This window comes from Stenotrophomonas sp. GD03654 (assembly GCF_029845105.1).
Taxonomy (GTDB): Bacteria; Pseudomonadota; Gammaproteobacteria; order Xanthomonadales; family Xanthomonadaceae; genus Stenotrophomonas; species Stenotrophomonas africana.
Genome location: NZ_JAOCLC010000086.1, coordinates 1 through 16999, shown reverse-complemented (window position 1 = coordinate 16999; position 16999 = coordinate 1). Strand labels below are relative to the sequence as shown.

At 67.3% G+C, this 16999-nt stretch carries 22 protein-coding genes; 11 read left to right on the top strand and 11 right to left on the bottom strand.

Annotated elements, in window-relative coordinates:
* Nucleotides 1-55 precede the first annotated feature (55 nt).
* From N5J73_RS21730 to msrB, 5 genes are all read right to left on the bottom strand, one after another.
* Nucleotides 56-331 (bottom strand): DUF4031 domain-containing protein, encoded by a 276-nt coding sequence (locus tag N5J73_RS21730; RefSeq protein WP_032959248.1) that lies wholly within the window; start codon nt 329-331, stop codon nt 56-58.
* A gap of 13 nt (nt 332-344) precedes the next feature.
* Nucleotides 345-833: a hypothetical protein gene (locus N5J73_RS21725; protein WP_049443497.1), complete on the bottom strand. Its 489-nt coding sequence runs from the start codon at nt 831-833 to the stop codon at nt 345-347.
* A gap of 93 nt (nt 834-926) precedes the next feature.
* Nucleotides 927-1865, bottom strand: a complete 939-nt coding sequence (gene motB / locus N5J73_RS21720) for a flagellar motor protein MotB (protein ID WP_049398339.1) — start codon at nt 1863-1865, stop codon at nt 927-929.
* A 3-nt stretch (nt 1866-1868) separates the two neighbouring features.
* On the bottom strand, nt 1869-2723 hold the full coding sequence (gene motA, locus N5J73_RS21715) for a flagellar motor stator protein MotA (protein WP_005407915.1): 855 nt from the start codon (nt 2721-2723) through the stop codon (nt 1869-1871).
* A 91-nt stretch (nt 2724-2814) separates the two neighbouring features.
* Nucleotides 2815-3282: a peptide-methionine (R)-S-oxide reductase MsrB gene (gene msrB / locus N5J73_RS21710; RefSeq protein ID WP_005412124.1), complete on the bottom strand. Its 468-nt coding sequence runs from the start codon at nt 3280-3282 to the stop codon at nt 2815-2817.
* Between the two features lie 140 nt (nt 3283-3422).
* Here msrB and N5J73_RS21705 point away from each other — a divergent pair, with 140 nt between their 5' ends.
* Complete coding sequence (locus tag N5J73_RS21705; RefSeq protein ID WP_049443529.1) at nt 3423-3797, top strand: hypothetical protein; 375 nt, start codon at nt 3423-3425, stop codon at nt 3795-3797.
* A gap of 144 nt (nt 3798-3941) precedes the next feature.
* Entirely contained in the window at nt 3942-4121 is a 180-nt protein-coding gene (locus N5J73_RS21700) for a hypothetical protein (RefSeq protein ID WP_049443496.1), read from the top strand.
* A gap of 55 nt (nt 4122-4176) precedes the next feature.
* Here N5J73_RS21700 and N5J73_RS21695 read toward each other — a convergent pair whose 3' ends face one another.
* The gene (locus N5J73_RS21695) at nt 4177-4656 is read right to left on the bottom strand and encodes a winged helix-turn-helix transcriptional regulator (RefSeq protein WP_019660918.1); all 480 of its coding nucleotides are present in this window, start codon (nt 4654-4656) and stop codon (nt 4177-4179) included.
* Nucleotides 4657-4805: 149 nt separating this feature from the next.
* Between N5J73_RS21695 and N5J73_RS21690 the strand changes: the two genes are divergently transcribed.
* Both N5J73_RS21690 and alr read left to right on the top strand, forming a co-directional pair.
* Nucleotides 4806-6110 carry a D-amino acid dehydrogenase gene (locus N5J73_RS21690; RefSeq protein WP_049443494.1) on the top strand — a complete coding sequence of 435 codons (1305 nt, stop codon included), beginning with the start codon at nt 4806-4808 and terminating at the stop codon, nt 6108-6110.
* Nucleotides 6089-7156, top strand: a complete 1068-nt coding sequence (alr, locus tag N5J73_RS21685) for an alanine racemase (protein WP_049443492.1) — start codon at nt 6089-6091, stop codon at nt 7154-7156. The genes N5J73_RS21690 and alr overlap by 22 nt, the downstream gene beginning before the upstream one ends.
* A 24-nt stretch (nt 7157-7180) precedes the next feature.
* Here the strand turns inward: alr and N5J73_RS21680 are convergent, their stop codons facing one another.
* On the bottom strand, nt 7181-7513 hold the full coding sequence (locus N5J73_RS21680) for a hypothetical protein (protein ID WP_279941347.1): 333 nt from the start codon (nt 7511-7513) through the stop codon (nt 7181-7183).
* A gap of 119 nt (nt 7514-7632) precedes the next feature.
* The gene (locus N5J73_RS21675) at nt 7633-8196 is read right to left on the bottom strand and encodes a DUF3016 domain-containing protein (RefSeq protein WP_049445936.1); all 564 of its coding nucleotides are present in this window, start codon (nt 8194-8196) and stop codon (nt 7633-7635) included.
* Between the two features lie 244 nt (nt 8197-8440).
* On the opposite strand from N5J73_RS21675, the gene N5J73_RS21670 reads away from it, so the two are divergent.
* Both N5J73_RS21670 and N5J73_RS21665 read left to right on the top strand, forming a co-directional pair.
* Nucleotides 8441-10429 carry an ATP-binding protein gene (locus tag N5J73_RS21670; RefSeq protein WP_049445933.1) on the top strand — a complete coding sequence of 663 codons (1989 nt, stop codon included), beginning with the start codon at nt 8441-8443 and terminating at the stop codon, nt 10427-10429.
* Nucleotides 10430-10449: 20 nt separating this feature from the next.
* Nucleotides 10450-10743, top strand: a complete 294-nt coding sequence (locus tag N5J73_RS21665; protein ID WP_049445930.1) for a DUF3247 family protein — start codon at nt 10450-10452, stop codon at nt 10741-10743.
* 70 nt (nt 10744-10813) lie between these two features.
* Here the strand turns inward: N5J73_RS21665 and N5J73_RS21660 are convergent, their stop codons facing one another.
* Nucleotides 10814-11077 (bottom strand): hypothetical protein, encoded by a 264-nt coding sequence (locus N5J73_RS21660; protein ID WP_005407925.1) that lies wholly within the window; start codon nt 11075-11077, stop codon nt 10814-10816.
* 156 nt (nt 11078-11233) lie between these two features.
* On the opposite strand from N5J73_RS21660, the gene N5J73_RS21655 reads away from it, so the two are divergent.
* The 3 genes from N5J73_RS21655 to N5J73_RS21645 are packed head-to-tail and all read left to right on the top strand — an operon-like array spanning nt 11234 to nt 13676.
* Nucleotides 11234-12298, top strand: a complete 1065-nt coding sequence (locus tag N5J73_RS21655) for a class I SAM-dependent methyltransferase (RefSeq protein WP_049445928.1) — start codon at nt 11234-11236, stop codon at nt 12296-12298.
* On the top strand, nt 12295-12996 hold the full coding sequence (locus tag N5J73_RS21650; RefSeq protein ID WP_049445925.1) for a pseudouridine synthase: 702 nt from the start codon (nt 12295-12297) through the stop codon (nt 12994-12996). Before N5J73_RS21655 ends, N5J73_RS21650 begins: the two co-directional genes overlap by 4 nt.
* Complete coding sequence (locus N5J73_RS21645; RefSeq protein ID WP_049445923.1) at nt 12993-13676, top strand: HAD family phosphatase; 684 nt, start codon at nt 12993-12995, stop codon at nt 13674-13676. Before N5J73_RS21650 ends, N5J73_RS21645 begins: the two co-directional genes overlap by 4 nt.
* Nucleotides 13677-13880: 204 nt before the next feature.
* On the opposite strand, the gene fabB is transcribed toward N5J73_RS21645, so the two are convergent.
* Nucleotides 13881-15089 (bottom strand): beta-ketoacyl-ACP synthase I, encoded by a 1209-nt coding sequence (fabB, locus tag N5J73_RS21640; RefSeq protein WP_049445922.1) that lies wholly within the window; start codon nt 15087-15089, stop codon nt 13881-13883.
* Nucleotides 15089-15604 (bottom strand): 3-hydroxyacyl-[acyl-carrier-protein] dehydratase FabA, encoded by a 516-nt coding sequence (fabA, locus tag N5J73_RS21635; RefSeq protein ID WP_049445920.1) that lies wholly within the window; start codon nt 15602-15604, stop codon nt 15089-15091. The genes fabB and fabA overlap by 1 nt, the downstream gene beginning before the upstream one ends.
* Here fabA and N5J73_RS21630 point away from each other — a divergent pair.
* Entirely contained in the window at nt 15603-15794 is a 192-nt protein-coding gene (locus N5J73_RS21630) for a hypothetical protein (protein WP_152906650.1), read from the top strand. The genes fabA and N5J73_RS21630 overlap by 2 nt on opposite strands.
* Nucleotide 15795: 1 nt before the next feature.
* On the top strand, nt 15796-16890 hold the full coding sequence (gene dinB / locus N5J73_RS21625) for a DNA polymerase IV (RefSeq protein ID WP_049445937.1): 1095 nt from the start codon (nt 15796-15798) through the stop codon (nt 16888-16890).
* The last annotated feature ends 109 nt before the right edge of the window (nt 16891-16999 follow it).

Here is a 16999-nt window from a genome sequence, read left to right as displayed (position 1 = left end):
AGTCGACTCTACCCTGTCGGTGCCGGTTGGTGTCCGGCGAACCCGCGACGTGGCCTTACGGCCGGTACTGCGCCCTGGCGTTGGCAATCACCGCTTTGACCAGGTCACGGTCGGTGTGCCGGGAAATCGCCCGCGCACCGAGCGCTATTGCCTGTGCGCGCAGCTCGGCAGTGACGTCGTAGTGAGCACCGCTGGCCTTGTTCTGGAAGGCCCGCGGGGGAATGCCGAGCTGCGCCGCCATCGCGTGCAGCTCGGCCAGGGTGTCGGCCATCAGGTGCGCCCAGCGCTGTCCGCGCCAGGGATGCACCGCGTCATCGACGTAGACCGTCACCGCCGCGGCCGGTTCAGGCCTGCGGCTTGCTGTCGCTGTCAGCGGCCGGGGCGGCCTCGGCAGCGGCTTCTTCGGCCGCGTCGCCTTCGACGGCTTCGCCTTCTTCGCCTTCAGCAGCGTCGACGCCTTCGAACTCGGCAACCAGCTTGTCCAGGTATTCGTCAGCGGTCTGCTCGGATTCGGCCGCCAGGGTGTCCAGCAGCTTCTGCAGCAGTTCGGAGTACTCCAGGTTGACCTTGCGGCCTTCCTTCTCCTGCACGTTGGCCAGGTGCTTGAGCATGGCCAGCATCGGCACCGGGTTCTCGGCGTTGCCCATGGTCTGGCCGCCGATCGCCAGCAGCCACTCGCGGCCCTGCAGGCCGATGGCCGCGACCACCTGGCCGTCTTCGTTGGTCAGCACGGCATGGTTCTGCACCTGCTGCTGGGCGTTCAGGCGGAGGAACGGGCGCTTGGCCTGCTGCTTCTTGCGCTTGTCGCGCTTGGCCTTGGAGGACTGGGACATGGGGTGGGTCACCTGAAAACGGAAAGACCGCCATTGTAGCGGGTGTGCCGGGTGATGCCCTTGGCAGGTGCGGACCAAGGTCGTACCCACCGTTTACTTTGCCGGCCCCTGTGCGGCCTGCACGTCCGGATCGGCGGCCGGCGCCGACAGTCCCACCTGCGGGCCGGCACCGGCCAGTGCAGCGGCCTCGGCAGCCTGGGTCATCACCACGATGCTGATGCGGCGGTTGATCGGGTTCTGCGGGTCGGCCTTGTCGAACAGCACCGACGAAGACAGGCCGACCACGCGGGTGATCTTGCTGTCCTCCAGCCCGCCGTCCACCAGTGCGCGCCGTGCGGCATTGGCACGGTCGGCGCTCAGTTCCCAGTTGCCGTAGCCGCGTGCGGCGGAATAGGCGGTGATGTCGGTATGGCCGGTCAGGCTGATCCGGTTCGGCACGTGGTTCAGGTAGTTGGCCAGCTCGTGCAGGATCTGCTGCGTATACGGCTTCAGCGTGGCGCTGCCGAGGTCGAACATCGGCCGGTTCTGCTTGTCCACGATCTGGATGCGCAGGCCTTCCGGGGTCAAGTCCAGCAGCAGCTGGTCCTTGAAGGGCTCCAGCGCCTGGCTCTTGCTGATCGCTTCCTGCAGCTCCTTCATCAGCGCTTCCAGCTGCTGCTTGTCGCGCTGCTGCTGGTCCACCGGCTGCGGCACCGCTTCCTTCTGGTTCTGGAAGGGATCGTTGCTGCTGCCCCGCGAGATGTCGGTGGCACCGCCGAGTTTGATCATCGAGGTGCTGGCGCCGCCCGGGCCGGCCATGCCGGGCGCCGGTGTGGCGTTCTGTCCGCTCAGCGGGCTGGGGTTGCGGAAGTACTCGGAAATGGCCGCCCGGTCGTTCTTGTTGGTGGTGGCCATCAGCCACAGCACCAGGAAGAACGCCATCATCGCGGTCACGAAGTCGGCATAGGCCACCTTCCACGAACCGCCATGATGGGCGGCGTGGCCGGCCTTCTTTACCCGGCGAACGATGACGGTGGGCTTGGTCTCGGCCATGGCTTACTTGACCGTCTTCAGGTGCTGCTCGAAATCGGAGAAGGCCGGGCGCACGTTCGACGGCAGCGTCTTGCGGGCGAATTCCAGCGCGATCTTCGGGTTGTAGCCGCGCAGGCAGGCCAGCAGGGCGGTCTTCACCGATTCGTAGATGCGGCTGTCCTGCTCGGCGCGGGCCTCCATCGCGGCCGCCATCGGGCCGACGAAGCCGTAGCCCAGCAGAATGCCGAGGAAAGTACCGACCAGCGCGCCGGCCACGTGGCCACCGACCTCGACGATGTCGCCGCCGATCGAGCCCATGGTGATGACGATGCCCAGCACTGCAGCGACGATGCCGAAACCGGGCAGTCCGTCGGCGACCTTGGTCAGCACCTGCGACGGTGCCATGGCTTCGGCATGGTGCTTTTCCAGCTCCAGTTCCAGCAGCGGCTCCAGCTCATGCGGCTCGATGTTGCTGCCGATCATCAGGCGCAGGCAGTCGGTGATGAAGTCGATCAGGTGGTGGTCGGCCTGCACCTTGGGGTAGTTGCCGAACAGCGCGCTCTCGGCCGGGCGCTCGACGTGGTCTTCCAGTGCCATGAAGCCTTCGCGGCGGGCCTTGTTGAGCAGTTCATAGAGCAGGCTGAGGACGTCGATGTAGTCCTGCTGCTTGTAGCGCGGGCCCTTGAACACGCCGACCATGGCCTGCAGGGTCTGCTTGACCGTCTTGGCCGGGGTACCGACCAGGAAGGCGCCGAGCGCGGCGCCGCCGATGATGACCAGCTCGTAGGGCTGCCAGAGGGCACCCAGGCGGCCGTGGGCACCGAGATAGCCCCCGATCACGCTGATGATGACGACCAGGAATCCAACGATGATGAGCATGGGGCGACGCAAGGAGAGGGGATATCTCCTTGTCGGCCCGTCGCCCGATTTTCTGAAGAGGGAATTCTGTGAAATCGGTCAGCGGGGTGTCTCAGCCCGCTACGCCGCTTTCGGCGCCGCCACGCTGCAACGGGTCGGGCCAGGGCTCGCCATTGCCGGTGAACGAAAGTGAGACGGAGTTCAGGCAGTGGCGCTCGTAGGTGGGCGGCGGACCGTCCGGAAACACGTGGCCCAGGTGGCTGCCGCAGCGCGCGCAGGTGATCTCGGTGCGGACCATGCCGTGGCTGGTATCGCGGATCTCGCGCACGTGCGCCGGGTCGAAGGGGGCGAAGAAGCTGGGCCAGCCGGTGCCGGAATCGAACTTGGTGCTGGAGCGGAACAGCGGCAGTGCGCACAGACGGCAGCAGTAGACGCCCTCGCGCTTGTTGTCGAGGAATACGCCGCAGAACGGCGCCTCGGTGCCGTGCTGCAGCAGCACGCGGCGTTCCTCACTGCTGAGACCGGCAACCAGCGCCTCGGTCTGGGTGGCGGTGGGGGGCGTCAGGTCGAAGGCGGTCATGGCGGCGCTCCGTGGGGTCGATGGCCTGGGGATGCCGGAAAACGTGGGGGTGCCGGCGCTCGCTTGCAAGTGTGATGGCCGTTCATGGGCGGCACACAGGTGCAGGCGCAAGGTGAATGCGAACCACGCCGGAGCGTGACGTGAAACCGACCCTGTCCCTGTTGTTGATGGCCCTGTTGCCCACGCTGGCGTTGGCGCAGGTGCCCACCGCCGACCCGACCGCCACCCGCAGTGCCACCACCGTGACACCGCAACCGGTGGTACCGCCACCACAGGCTGCCCGACCGCAGCCGCAGGTGCTGCCCTCGCCGCAGCCGGCGCAGCCGATCAAGTCCACCGGCCCCGCCCGGATCGCGCCGGCGCCGGTACCGAAGCCGGCCGACAAGGTCTATGACCGTAATGGCCGCATCGTGCCTGGCGTGCGCCCGGCCGGCCCGAACCGCGTATTCGACTCGCGTACCGGCCGTTATTACGACAGCGTGCCGGCCGGTGACGGCCAGCAGATCAAGCGCTGACCACTGGTGCCAACCCGGGTGGGCAGCGACCGCACGCTGTGCGGACTGAACGCACGAAAACAGCCTCCTGGAGATCACTGCTTTTTCGCCTGCGATTAACCGTTCCGGGACCACCGTGGCCCTGCGTCGGCATTCCGCCGCCGCATGTCCTTCGTCCACTGGATCGCGATCATGAAAAACCAGCAGAACCGTCATCCCGGCAAGGAACCGCAGGGCCGTAATCCGCAGCAACAGCAGCAGCAACAACAGCAGATAGAGCCGCAGCAGCACAAGGGCGGCAAGCAGCAGGAACAGCGCTCGCAGAAGCATACGCAGCAGCGCTGACGGACCCAGGGGTCGGATCCCGCGCAGCGGGCTCTGACCCCATCCTGCGAACGCCTCAATCCGGAATCGGCAGGCTCAGCGTTTCCTTCACCTCTTCCATCACGATGTAGCTCTTCGACTCACGTACATGCGGCAGCGTCAGCAAGGTGCTGCCGAGCAGCTTGCGGTAGGAGGCCATTTCACTGATCCGCGCCTTCAGCAGGTAATCGAAGTCGCCCGACACCAGGTGGCACTCCAGTACGTTGGGCAGCTTCAGCGCCGCGCGCCGGAACTCCTCGAAGATGTCGCCGGACTTGTAGGCCAGGCTGATCTCGACGAACACCAGCAGGCTGGCCTTCACCGCAGCCGGGTCGAGGTGGGCGTGGTAGCCGGTGATAACCCCTTCGCGCTCCAATCGACGCACGCGCTCAGTGCACGGCGTGGTCGACAGGCCGACCCGCTCGCCCAGCTCGGTAAAGGAGATACGGCCCTCGGCCTGCAGGATGCGCAGGATCTTGCGGTCGATCTTGTCCAGTTCGCGGATACGGGTGGCCATGGCCGTCAACCTTGGGGAATGAATTGCAGGAGAACATCCTGTCGGTTGATTTCAAAACAGGCAAATCAACTGGGAATGGCTGTCTATACTTCCCCAATTATGGTCCCGGCACGCTCCAGTGCAGGGAATGATCGGGTTGGAGAAGTCCCATGCGAGTCCTAGTTCTCGGCAGCGGCGTGATCGGCACCACCAGTGCCTGGTACCTGCGACAGGCCGGGTTTGAAGTCACGGTCATCGACCGCCAACCCGGACCGGCGCTGGAAACCAGCTTCGCCAATGCCGGCCAGCTGTCGTTCGGCTACACCTCGCCGTGGGCGGCCCCGGGCGTGCCGAAGAAGGCGATCGGCTGGCTGTTCGAGAAGCACGCACCGCTGGCGATCAAGCCGGGCATGGACCTGGCCCAGTACCGTTGGCTGTGGCAGATGCTGCGCAACTGTACCCATGAGCGCTACGCGATCAACAAGGCGCGCATGGTGCGCATGTCCGAATACAGCCGCGACTGCCTGAACGAGCTGCGCGCGCAGATCGGCATCGAATTCGAAGGCCGCGACCTGGGCACCACCCAGTTGTTCCGCACCCAGCAGCAGCTCGATGCCTCGGCGCAGGACATCGAGATCCTGGCCCAGTACGGCGTGCCGTACGAGGTGCTGGACCGCGCCGGCATCATCCAGGCCGAACCGGCGCTGGAGCATGTCGATGGCCTGGTCGGCGCGCTGCGCCTGCCGCGTGACCAGACCGGCGACTGCCAGCTGTTCACCCGCCGCCTGGCGCAGATGTGCGTGGATGCTGGTGTCGAGTTCCGCTTCGACCAGGACATCACCGGCCTGGAGTTCGATGGCGACCGCATCACCGGCGTGCGCATCGACGGCAAGCTGGAAACCGCCGACCGCTTCGTGGTCGCGCTCGGCAGCTATTCGCCGGCGCTGGTCGCACCATTGGGCATGCGCCTGCCGGTGTACCCGCTGAAGGGCTACTCGCTGACTCTGCCGATCACCGATCCGGCGATGGCACCGACCTCGACCATCCTCGATGAGAGCTACAAGGTGGCGGTCACCCGTTTCGACGACCGCATCCGTGTCGGTGGCATGGCCGAAGTGGCCGGCTTCGACCTGTCGCTGTCGCAGCGCCGCCGTGAAACCCTGGAGCTGGTGGTCAGCGACCTCTACCCGAAGGGCGGTGACCTGTCGCGTGCGCAGTTCTGGACCGGCCTGCGCCCGGCCACGCCGGACGGTACGCCGGTGATCGGCGCCACGCCGTTCCGCAATCTGTACCTCAACACCGGCCACGGCACGCTGGGCTGGACCATGGCGTGCGGCTCGGGCCGCTACCTGGCCGACCTGATGAGCGCGCGCCAGCCGCAGATCAGCACCGAAGGCCTGGATATTTTCCGCTACGGCCAGTACGGTCACGCGCCGCAACAAGAGAACCGCACATGCGTCCTGCTCGCGCGCTGATCGATCTGGGCGCCCTGCGCAGCAATTACCGGCTCGCCCGTGAACTGGGCGGTGGCAAGGCCCTGGCGATCATCAAGGCCGACGCCTATGGGCATGGCGCGGTGCGCTGTGCGCAGGCGCTGGAAGGCGAGGCCGATGGTTTCGGCGTGGCCACCATCGAAGAGGCGCTGGAACTGCGCCAGGCCGGCATCCGTGCGCCGATCCTTCTGCTGGAAGGCATCTTCGAACCCAGCGACATGGCGCTGGTGGCCGAGCATGATTTCTGGTTCGCCGTTGGTTCGCCGTGGCAGCTGGAGGCCGTCGCCGCCTTCGACAGCCCGCGCCCGTTGACGGTGTGGCTGAAGCTGGACAGCGGCATGCATCGCCTCGGCCTGGACGTGGACAGCTTCCGTGCCGCGCATGCACGCCTGTCGGCGCTGCCGCAGGTCGAGCGCATCGTGCTGATGACCCACCTGGCGCGCGCTGACGAGCTGGACAGCGAACGCACCCACCAACAGGCGGCGACTTTCGCGCGGGCCATCGAGGGCCTGCACGGCGAGACCAGCGTGTGCAACTCGCCGGCGCTGCTGGGCTGGCCGGACGTGCGCAGTGACTGGGTGCGCCCGGGCCTGATGCTGTATGGCGCAAACCCGCTGCCGGACAACACAGCACTGACCGAGCGCCTGCGCCCGGTGATGACGATGCAGTCGAAGGTGATCGCCGAACGCTGGATCGAGGCGGGTGAGCCGGTGGGCTATGGCGCCCGCTTCGTGGCCAAGGCGCGCACCCGCGTGGGTGTGGTCGCGCTCGGCTATGCCGACGGTTATCCGCAGTTCGCCCCGAATGGCACCCCGGTGCTGATCGACGGCCAGCCCGGTGCGCTGATCGGGCGCGTGTCGATGGACATGCTGACGGTGGACCTGACCGCGCATGCGCAGGCCGGCATCGGCAGCGTGGTGGAACTGTGGGGCAGCGCACCGACGCTGTCCGAGCTGGCGCCGCGCTGTGGCGTGAGCGCGTACCAGCTGCCGTGCGCGGTCAAGCGCGTGGCGAAGGTGTACGTGTAGCGCCGAGCCCACGCTCGGCTCCGGTCAGCGGCCGACCTCGGTCGGCACCGTGAATGCGTGTCGACCAAGGTCGACACCTGCCGGGGGCTTGGCACGCAGCGGTCGCCATGCGCGGCTCTGGTAGCAGCCGACCTTGGTCGGCACCGTGAATGCGTGTCGACCAAGGTCGACACCTACCGAGGGCTTGGTGCGCAGCGGTCGCCATGCGCGGCTCTCGTAGCGGCCGACCCTGGTCGGCGCCGTGAATGCGTGTCGACCAAGGTCGACACCTACCGGGGGCTTGGTGCGCAGCGGTCGCCATGCGCGGCTCTCGTAGCGGCCGACCCTGGTCGGCACCGTGTAATGCGTGTCGACCAAGGTCGACACCTACCGAGGGCTTGGCGCGCAGCGGTCGCCATGCGCGGCTCTCGTAGCGGCCGACCCTGGTCGGCGCCGTGTAATGCGTGTCGACCAAGGTCGACACCTACCGTCGGGGCCTAACGCGCGGCGGTCGCCTGGCTGGCCAGCTGGCGCTTCACCCAGTCATCGATCAGGCGCTTCTCGTAGCGCAGCGGATCGCTGTCGCTCCTCAGCCCCAGGTTGTGCAGGTAACCGGTATCGCTGAGGCGCGCATCGCCCTCGCTGACGATACGGCCGCTGGCGTCCTTCAACGTGTACTGCAGGCTGATCCGCGGCGGGTAGATGTCGCGCATGATCCGGATGTCGCGGCCACGTGGGCCGTGCCACGGCTCGTAGTCACCGGCACGCTTGATGTCCACCAGGGTCACATCGAGGGTCTGCCCAGGCTGCAGCGGCTTGGCAGCGGTGGTCTGCAGGTAGCGGGCCAGCTGCTGTACCCAATCACCGCGTTCGGCTTCGAAGCGGTTGGTGCTCTGGCGGATCTCGGTGAATTTGGCCGGATCCTCCCATTTCACGCTGACCGGGCCGTCGGCCTGCAATGCGCGCGGCGCGTCCGCATCGGTCACGGTGCGCGGTGCAGCGCTGGCGCCGCCCGCCACCAGGGCGCCTGCCAGCAGGGCAATCGCGAGTGAGCGTTTCATGACGGTCTCCTGCGTCCCCGAGCTGGGGACGATGTTGATCACGGATCGAGTGTGATCCTGTGGCCGGACCGCCGCAATGGCCGAATGCGTCGCGCGCAAGGGTGGTTGCCGCCAATTCATCGACGTCAACCATGACTGATGTCGCTTGACGCTGTGAATACGCGCTTTGGAAGATGCTGTGCTTCCAATCCGGCCTGCATAGACGCCCTTGTCCACACTGCCGCCCCTAGTGGAGCGCCCGCCGATGATGGTGCCGGCGCCTGAACCCGACCTGCATCATGGCGTGCTTGAGCGCATCAACGCGGGTTTCTGCGTGATCCAGGTGCTGTTCGAGGGGGACCGCGCGGTGGATTACCGTTTCATCGAGGTCAACGATGCCTTCGAACGGCACACCGGCCTGAAGGACGCCTGCGGCCAGCGCATGAGCCTGCTGGAGCCGAATCACGAGGAAGACTGGTTCCGCATCTACGGCGAAGTCGCGCGCAGTGGCCGCCCCGCCCAGTTCGAGATGGAAGCGCGTGCGCTGGGCCGTTCGTTCGCGGTCGATGCGGTGCGCGTGGGCCGTCCGGGCGAGGACAAGGTCGGCATCCTGTTCTTCGACATCACCGCACGCAAGCAGATGGAAGTGGAGCTGGGCGAAAGCGAAGCCCGCTTCAGTGCGCTGGCCGACGGCCTGCCGATGCCGGTGTGGGTGCTCGACGAGCGCGGCCATGCGCGTTTCGTCAACAGCGCTTTCAGTGAGTTCTTCGGCGGTGACGAAACACGCGTTCCGGAAGATGTCTGGCGCGGCCTGGTGCATCCGGACGATGCATCGGTGTTCGAGTACGAACTGCAGGAAGCACTGAAGGCGCAGCGGTCGATGCATGCGCTGGTGCGGGCCCGGCGCGCCGATGGCGAATGGCGTTGGCTGGAAATGAACGCACGCCCGCGCTTCTCGCGGATGGGCCGCTTCATCGGCCTGGCCGGCAGCAGCCCGGACGTGACCGAACGCCGCGAGATCGAACTGGCCCGTGAGGAGTTGCTGCAGTCCGAGCGTGCCGCGCGCAGCGCCGCCGAGAACATGGCGCGGCTGAAGGACGAATTCCTGGCCACGCTGTCGCATGAGCTGCGTACGCCGCTGACCACCATCCTCGGCTGGAGCGAGTTGCTGCTGCAGCGCGTGGACAACACCAGCCCGCTGTACAAGGGCCTGAATGTGATCGCCAGCAGCGCCGGTGCGCAGAAGCGGCTGATCTCGGACATGCTCGACCTCAGCAGCATGCTGCTGGGCAAGGTGCAGCTGGAGGTGGAGATACTGGACCTGCGCGACCTGCTGGGCGAAGCCATCGGCGCGCAGGAGCTGGTCGCCGAAGGCAAGGCACTGGACGTGAGCCTGCTGCTGCCCGAGCAGCCCTGCCTGGTGCTGGGCGATGCCACCCGTCTGCAGCAGGTGTTGTGGAACCTGCTGTCGAATGCAATCAAGTTCACCCCGGCCGAAGGCCGCATCGACCTGCAGCTGCAGGCCGACGGCAACCACTGGGTGATCACCGTGCGTGACACCGGCGACGGTATTGCGCCCGAATTCCTCAATCACCTGTTCAGCCGTTTCCGCCAGGCCGATGGCACCACCACCCGACGCCATGGCGGCCTGGGCCTGGGCCTGGCCATCGTGCAGCAGCTGGTCGAACTGCATGGCGGTACCGTCACCGCTGCCAGCGAGGGCCATGGCCACGGCGCCACCTTCACCGTACGCCTGCCGCAGCACATTCCCGATGCCGAACGGCGGCCACTGCGCGAAGTGATCAGCGGGCCGATCCTGGAGCCGGTGATCGTCGAGCCGTATCCGCTGCGTGGCATGCACGTGCTGGCGGTGGAAGACCAGCCGGAAGTGCTGGAGTACCTGCGGCGCATGCTGGAAGAGCAGGGCGCGAGCGTGTCGGCAGCCAGCTCGGCCGGTGAAGCGCTGGCGCTGCTGGCCGATACCGGGCATCTGCAGTACCACGTGATGCTGACCGACATCGGCATGCCGGGCATGGATGGCTATGGCCTGGTGCGCACGCTGCGCGAGGACATGGGCGTGGACGCGCCGACGCTGCCGGCGGTGGCCGTGACCGCACTGGCGCGTGCCGATGACCGGCGCCGAGCGCTGGCGTCTGGCTTCCAGGAGCACGTCGCCAAGCCCTATTCGGTGGCGCAGCTAGTGTCGGCCGTGCGCAAGGTACAGGTGCCGCGCGCCGACAGCGCGCTGCATTGAGCATTCACAGGAGGTCGCCGATGTCCCGTACAGCTCCCCGCATCCATACCGATCCGGCGCAGATCGCGCGCCTGGAAGCCCTGCTGCCGCAGCTGGAGGGCGAAACGCAGGTGCAGCTGACCCTGCACGATGGCCGCCGCCTGCTCGGCACCGTGGCGGTGAAACCGACCGTGCAGCAGTACCGCAACGAAGCCGGCGACGAAGGCAGCAACGGCCAGTTGCGCCTGGATGACTACGACACGCCGGTGCAACAGCATCATGTGTGGCTGGATGAAATCGCCAGCGTCGACCGCCTGCCACCCAGGGCGCCTTGATCGGATGTAGAGCCGAGCCCACGCTCGGCTGCGCCGTCGCCCGAGCGTGGGCTCGGGCGCTACCGGTGTGTCAATGCTCGAACAACGTCGGCGTCGCCTCGAACCGGCGCGCATAGGCGCGTTCTTCCGCCACCCGGGCCACTTCGTCATCGGCCAGATCCGGTGCGCCGTACACCGCATAGGCCACGCTGCCGTCGGCGCCATGACCGACCTGGTGCAGCCGGTAGCGTGAGTGGCCGCCGCCGGTGTCCTCGGGGTAATGCACGGGCGGATGGCTGCCTTCCAGGTCCATTTCACTGTTGTCGACCACGCCACCGACGAACAAGGCTCGCATGCAGGTTCTCCTGGGTTTCCGGGGGAGCCTCTACCCTGAACGTTCCAATGTTGCTGGCAGATCAAGGCCCCGTTCGGGTTTCGCAAAGCGGCTGCCGGGGCCGGCCCGGCCAAGCCGGTACAATGGACGGCCCTCACGCTTGAAGTACCCGCGCCGATGGCCTCCAGCGACGACGCCCCCCTGCAGACCCTGTTCCTGCCGTTCTCCCAAGGCGCCCTGCGCTGGCCGGAGGGCCCGGTGGCCTTCCTGCGTGCCCGCGACGGCTGGCCGCTGCGCGAAGCGGCCGGCAACCGCGAGGTGCACTGCGAGCAGAGCTTTGCCCCGTTCGCGCAGCCGCTGCAGCAGGCCGCCGGCTGGACCGTCAGCGGCCAGCTGGATGATGTGGCCGGCAAGGGCCGCTACCCGCTGGTGCTGGTGCTGCCGCCGCGCCAGCGTGAGGAAGCCCGCGCGCTGTTCGCCCGCGCGCTGGCGCTGGTCGCCGAGGGCGGCCGCATCGTTGCCTGCCAGTCCAACAACGAAGGGGCACGCTCGGGCGAGGGTGACCTCAAGCAGCTGACCGGCCTCGGCGGCAGCCTGACCAAGAACCACTGCCGCGTGTACTGGACCGCCCCGATGCAGGGCCAGCACGACGCCGACCTGGCCAAGCGCTGGTCGGCACTGGATGCGGTGCGGCCAATCGTCGGCGGCCGTTTCCTCAGCCGCCCGGGCGTGTTCGCCTGGGATCGCATCGACCCGGCGTCCGCGCTGTTGGCCGAGCACCTGCCGGCCGACCTGGCCGGGCGTGCTGCCGACCTCGGCGCGGGCTATGGCTACCTGTCGCGCGAGCTGCTGGAGCGTTGCCCGAAGATCACCGCGCTGGACCTGTACGAAGCCGAGCAGCGCGCGCTGGCCCTGGCCGAACTGAACCTGGCACCACCGCCGCGCCCGCTGCCGCTGCGCTTCCTGTGGCGCGACGTCACCGCCGGCATCGAGCCGGGCTACGACGTGATCATCAGCAATCCGCCGTTCCACACGCCGTCGCGCGCCGACCGTCCTGACATCGGCCAGCGCTTCATCGCCGTGGCCGCGCAGGCGCTGCGCCCGGGCGGACGCCTGTACGTAGTGGCCAACCGCCATCTGCCGTACGAGTACACGCTCAACGAGAGCTTTGGCGCGGTGCGCGTGGTCGCCGAGCGCGATGGCTTCAAGCTGGTGGAAGCGGTGAAGGGGAAGGGCAAGTGAAGCTGGTCAAGCTCATCGCCAACCTGGGCTACGGCAGCCGCAAGCAGGTGCAGTGGATGTTCCGCGAAGGCCGCGTCACCGACGCCGACGGCGAGGTGCTGTATGCCGACGACCAGGTGCCGCACGAGGCGATCCGGGTCGATGGCGAGCCGCTGGACCCGCCGGTGGGCCTGTCGATCGCGCTGCACAAGCCGGCCGGCTACACCTGTTCGACCAAGGACACCGGCCGCCTGATCTACGACCTGCTGCCGCCGCGCTTCCGCGACCGCGATCCGGTGCTGTCCACGGTGGGCCGCCTCGACCGCGAGACCAGTGGCCTGCTGCTGCTGACTGACGATGGCAGCCTGCTGCACCGGATCATCTCGCCGAAGTCGAAGCTGCCGAAAGTCTATGAGGTCGAGTTGAACGACGACCTGCGCGGCGACGAGGTAGCGCTGTTCGCCAGCGGTACGCTGATGCTGGAGTCCGAGAAGACGCCCCTGCTGCCGGCTGAACTGGAAGTGCTGGATGCGCGTCGCGCGCGCCTGGTGCTGCACGAAGGCCGCTACCATCAGGTACGCCGCATGTTCGCCGCCACCGGCAACCACGTGCAGGCCCTGCACCGCAGTCGTGTTGGCGGGCTGGACCTGCAGGGACTGGACGAGGGGCAATGGCGGCAGCTCACTTCCACCGACCTGGATACGCTGTTCGCTCCATGACCACCATCGCTGCGCTGCCGTTCCTCCCCGACGCCGTCATCTTCGACATGGACGGCCTGATGATCGACAGCGAGCGGGTCTCGCTGGCCTGCTGGAGCGAGGCCGCCGACGAATTCGGGTTGGGCCTGGACGAGGCGGTGTTCCTGCGCATGGTCGGCCTTGGTGACCGTGACACGCACGCGCTGCTGCGCGCGCAGGGCATCGAGGACAGCGTGATCGACGCAGTGGCGGCACGTTGCCATGAGCTGTACGAAGCACGCACGCAGACCGGTCTGCCGCTGCGGCCAGGCATCCTGGAGCTGCTGGAGCTGTTGAAGGCGCACGCGGTACCGCGTGCAGTGGCAACCACCACGCGGCAGCCGCGGGCCAACCGCAAGCTGGCCGCTGCCGGCCTGCTGCCGTATTTCGATGCGGTGATCACCAGTGGCGACGTGGCGCGGCCGAAACCGGCGCCGGACATCTACCTGCTGGCCGCGCAGCGGCTGGGCCAGGCCCCGGAACGCTGCCTGGCGCTGGAAGACTCACCGGCCGGTACGCGCGCGGCATTGGCCGCCGGCATGACCGTGATCCAGGTGCCGGACCTGGTGCATCCTGACGAAGAGCTGCGCGCACTGGGCCACCGCATCGTCGGCTCGCTGGTGGATGCGCACGCGCTGCTGCTGCCGCTGCTGCCGAGGTAACCGGTAGGTGCCGACCGCCCCTGACGGTGGCTGCCGACCGTTGGTCGGCACACCCTAGTGCTTCGGTAGGTGCCAACCTTGGTTGGCACGCCCAATGCCCCGGTAGGTGCCAACCTTGGTTGGCACGCTTTTCAATGCAGCCGAGCATGGCTCGGCTCTACATCCGTTGGTGGGTGCCGACCGTTGGTCGGCACACCTGCCCCATCACACCCGCCCGAACACCAGCGCGGCGTTGGTGCCACCGAAGCCGAAGCTGTTGGACATCACCGTATCCAGCTTCTGCTCGCGGCTTTCGCGCAGGATCGGGAAGCTCTCCACCTTCGGGTCCAGTTCGCCGATGTTGGCCGAACCGGCGACGAAGCCATCGCGCATCATCAGCAGGCAGTAGATCGCCTCGTGCACGCTGGCCGCACCCAGCGAATGGCCGGACAGTGCCTTGGTCGAGGACAGCGGCGGTACCGCATCGCCGAACACTTCGCGGATCGCATTGAGCTCGGTGACGTCGCCCAGCGGCGTGGAGGTGCCGTGGGTGTTGAGGTAGTCCAGCGGACGATCGACACCCTGCAGCGCCATCTTCATGCAGCGCACCGCGCCTTCGCCGGACGGCGCGACCATGTCGGCGCCGTCGGAGGTCACGCCATAGCCGATCAGCTCGGCATGGATGTGCGCGCCGCGCGCAACGGCGTGGTCGTAGTCCTCCAGCACCAGCATGCCGCCGCCACCGGCGATGACGAAGCCGTCGCGGTCCTTGTCGTACGGACGCGAGGCGCTGGCCGGGGTCTCGTTGAAGCTGGTCGACAGCGCGCCCATCGCATCGAACATCACGCTCATCGACCAGTGCAGGTCTTCACCGCCACCGGCGAACATGATGTCCTGCGCGCCATGGCGGATCATGTCCGCGGCGGCGCCGATGCAGTGTGCCGAGGTCGCGCAGGCGGCCGACAGCGAATAGCTGACGCCCTTGATCTGGTAGGCGGTGGCCAGGCAGGCCGAGACCGTCGAGCACATCGTGCGCGGCACCATGTACGGGCCGACCTTGCGCACACCACGTTCGCGCAGCAGGTCGACCGCGCCGATCTGCCACTCGCTGGAGCCGCCACCGGAACCGGCGATCAGGCCGGTGCGCAGGTTGCTGACCTGCTCGGGGCTGAGCCCGGCATCGGCGATGGCATCGCGCATGGACAGGTAGGCGAAGGCCGCCGCATCACTCATGAAGCGCTTCTGCTTGCGGTCGATCAATGCGTCCAGGTCGAGGTCGACACGGCCGCCGACCTGGCTGCGCAGGCCGGCTTCGGCGTGGTCGGCCAGGGCGGTGATGCCCGAGCGCCCTTCGCGCAGCGCGGCCGAAACGGTATCCAGATCATTGCCGAGGCAGGACGTGATGCCCATACCGGTGATGACGACGCGACGCATCAGAAGCTCCCGGTTTCAGTGAACAGGCCGACGCGCAGGTCGCGCGCGCTGTAGATTTCGCGGTCATCCACGTACATGCGGGCGTCCGACTGGGCCATCACCAGCTTGCGGTTGATGACGCGGCTGATGTCGATCTCGTAGCGCACCCGCTTGGCCTCAGGCAGTACCTGGCCGGTGAACTTCACCTCGCCGCAGCCCAGTGCGCGGCCCTTGCCGGGGGCGCCCAGCCAGGTCAGGAAGAAGCCGGTCAGCTGCCACATGGCATCCAGGCCGAGGCAGCCGGGCATCACCGGGTCGCCGATGAAGTGGCAGCCGAAGAACCACAGGTCCGGGCGGATATCCAGTTCGGCGCGTACCATGCCCTTGCCGTGCGGTCCGCCGTCCTCGCGGATGTCGGTGATGCGGTCGAACATCAGCATCGGATCGTTGGGCAAACGGCCGGCGGCGGCGCCGAACAGTTCACCGCGTGCGCTGGCCAGCAGCTGTTCGCGGTTGAACGCGTGGAGACGGGTCATGAAGCACAATCCTGGAAGCGGGGAAACAGGGAAACAAGCGCTCGAGGATGCCCGTGGAAACTGCGCCGATCAAACATTTCAACCGTACGCAACCGTAGTGTTTTCAATGGAATACGCGCATCCTGTTGATGTGCAACGACCATACTTCGGCGTGTGGCCCGTTCGGCACGCCCCCGCCCTTTCCGCCTGACATGACCCGACTGCGCAAGATCATCCACGTCGACATGGACGCGTTCTACGCGTCGGTGGAGCAGCGCGACGATCCGTCACTGCGCGGCAAGCCGGTGGTTGTGGCATGGCGCGGCGCACGCTCGGTGGTGTGCGCGGCCTCGTACGAGGCCCGCGTGTTCGGCGTGCGCTCAGCGATGCCGGCGCTGCGTGCCGAACGCCTGTGTCCGGATGCGATCTTCGTGCCGCCGGACTTCGCGCGTTACAAGGCGGTGTCACGCCACGTGCGCGAGATCTTCCTGCGTCACACCGACCTGGTCGAGCCGTTGTCGCTGGACGAGGCCTACCTGGACGTGACCGAGCCGAAGAGCGGTATCGAACTGGCCACCGACATCGCCCGTACCATCCGCACGCAGATCCGCGAGGAAACGAACCTGACTGCTTCAGCCGGGATCGCGCCGAACAAGTTCCTGGCCAAGATCGCTTCGGACTGGCGCAAGCCCGATGGCCAGTTCGTGATCCCCCCGCAGCGGGTGGACGCGTTCCTGCTGCCGTTGCCGGTGAACCGGGTGCCCGGCGTCGGCAAGGTGATGGAAGGCAAGCTGGCCGCACGCGGTATCGTCACCTGCGGCGACCTGCGGCAGTGGGCCTTGATCGATCTGGAAGAGGCGTTCGGCAGTTTCGGCCGCAGCCTGTACAACCGCGCACGCGGCATCGATGAGCGGCCGGTGGAGCCGGACCAGCAGGTGCAGTCGATTTCCTCGGAGGACACCTTCGCCGAGGACCTGCCGTTGGAAGACCTGGGCGAGGCGATCGTGCAGCTGGCGGAGAAGACCTGGAATGCCACGCGCAAGACCGAGCGCGTCGGCCACACCGTGGTGCTGAAGCTGAAGACCGCGCAGTTCCGCATCCTCACCCGCAGCTTCACCCCGGAGCGCCCGCCGGAATCGATGGAAGAACTGCGCGACATCGCGCTGGCCCTGCGCGCCCGCGTCGATCTGCCGGCGGAGACCCGCTACCGGCTGGTGGGTGTCGGACTCGGTGGCTTCCGCGAAAAGGAGCCGGTGGTGCAGGGGGAATTGTTCGAGCACGCAACGAACGATTCCCCACGGACCTGATGCATGTGTCGACCAAGGTCGACACCTACCAACAGCCGCGTGCCGACCAACGGTCAGCACCCACCAACAGCAGCGGGAACCTGTCGAAGGCGGGGTGGGTCCGGTTGCG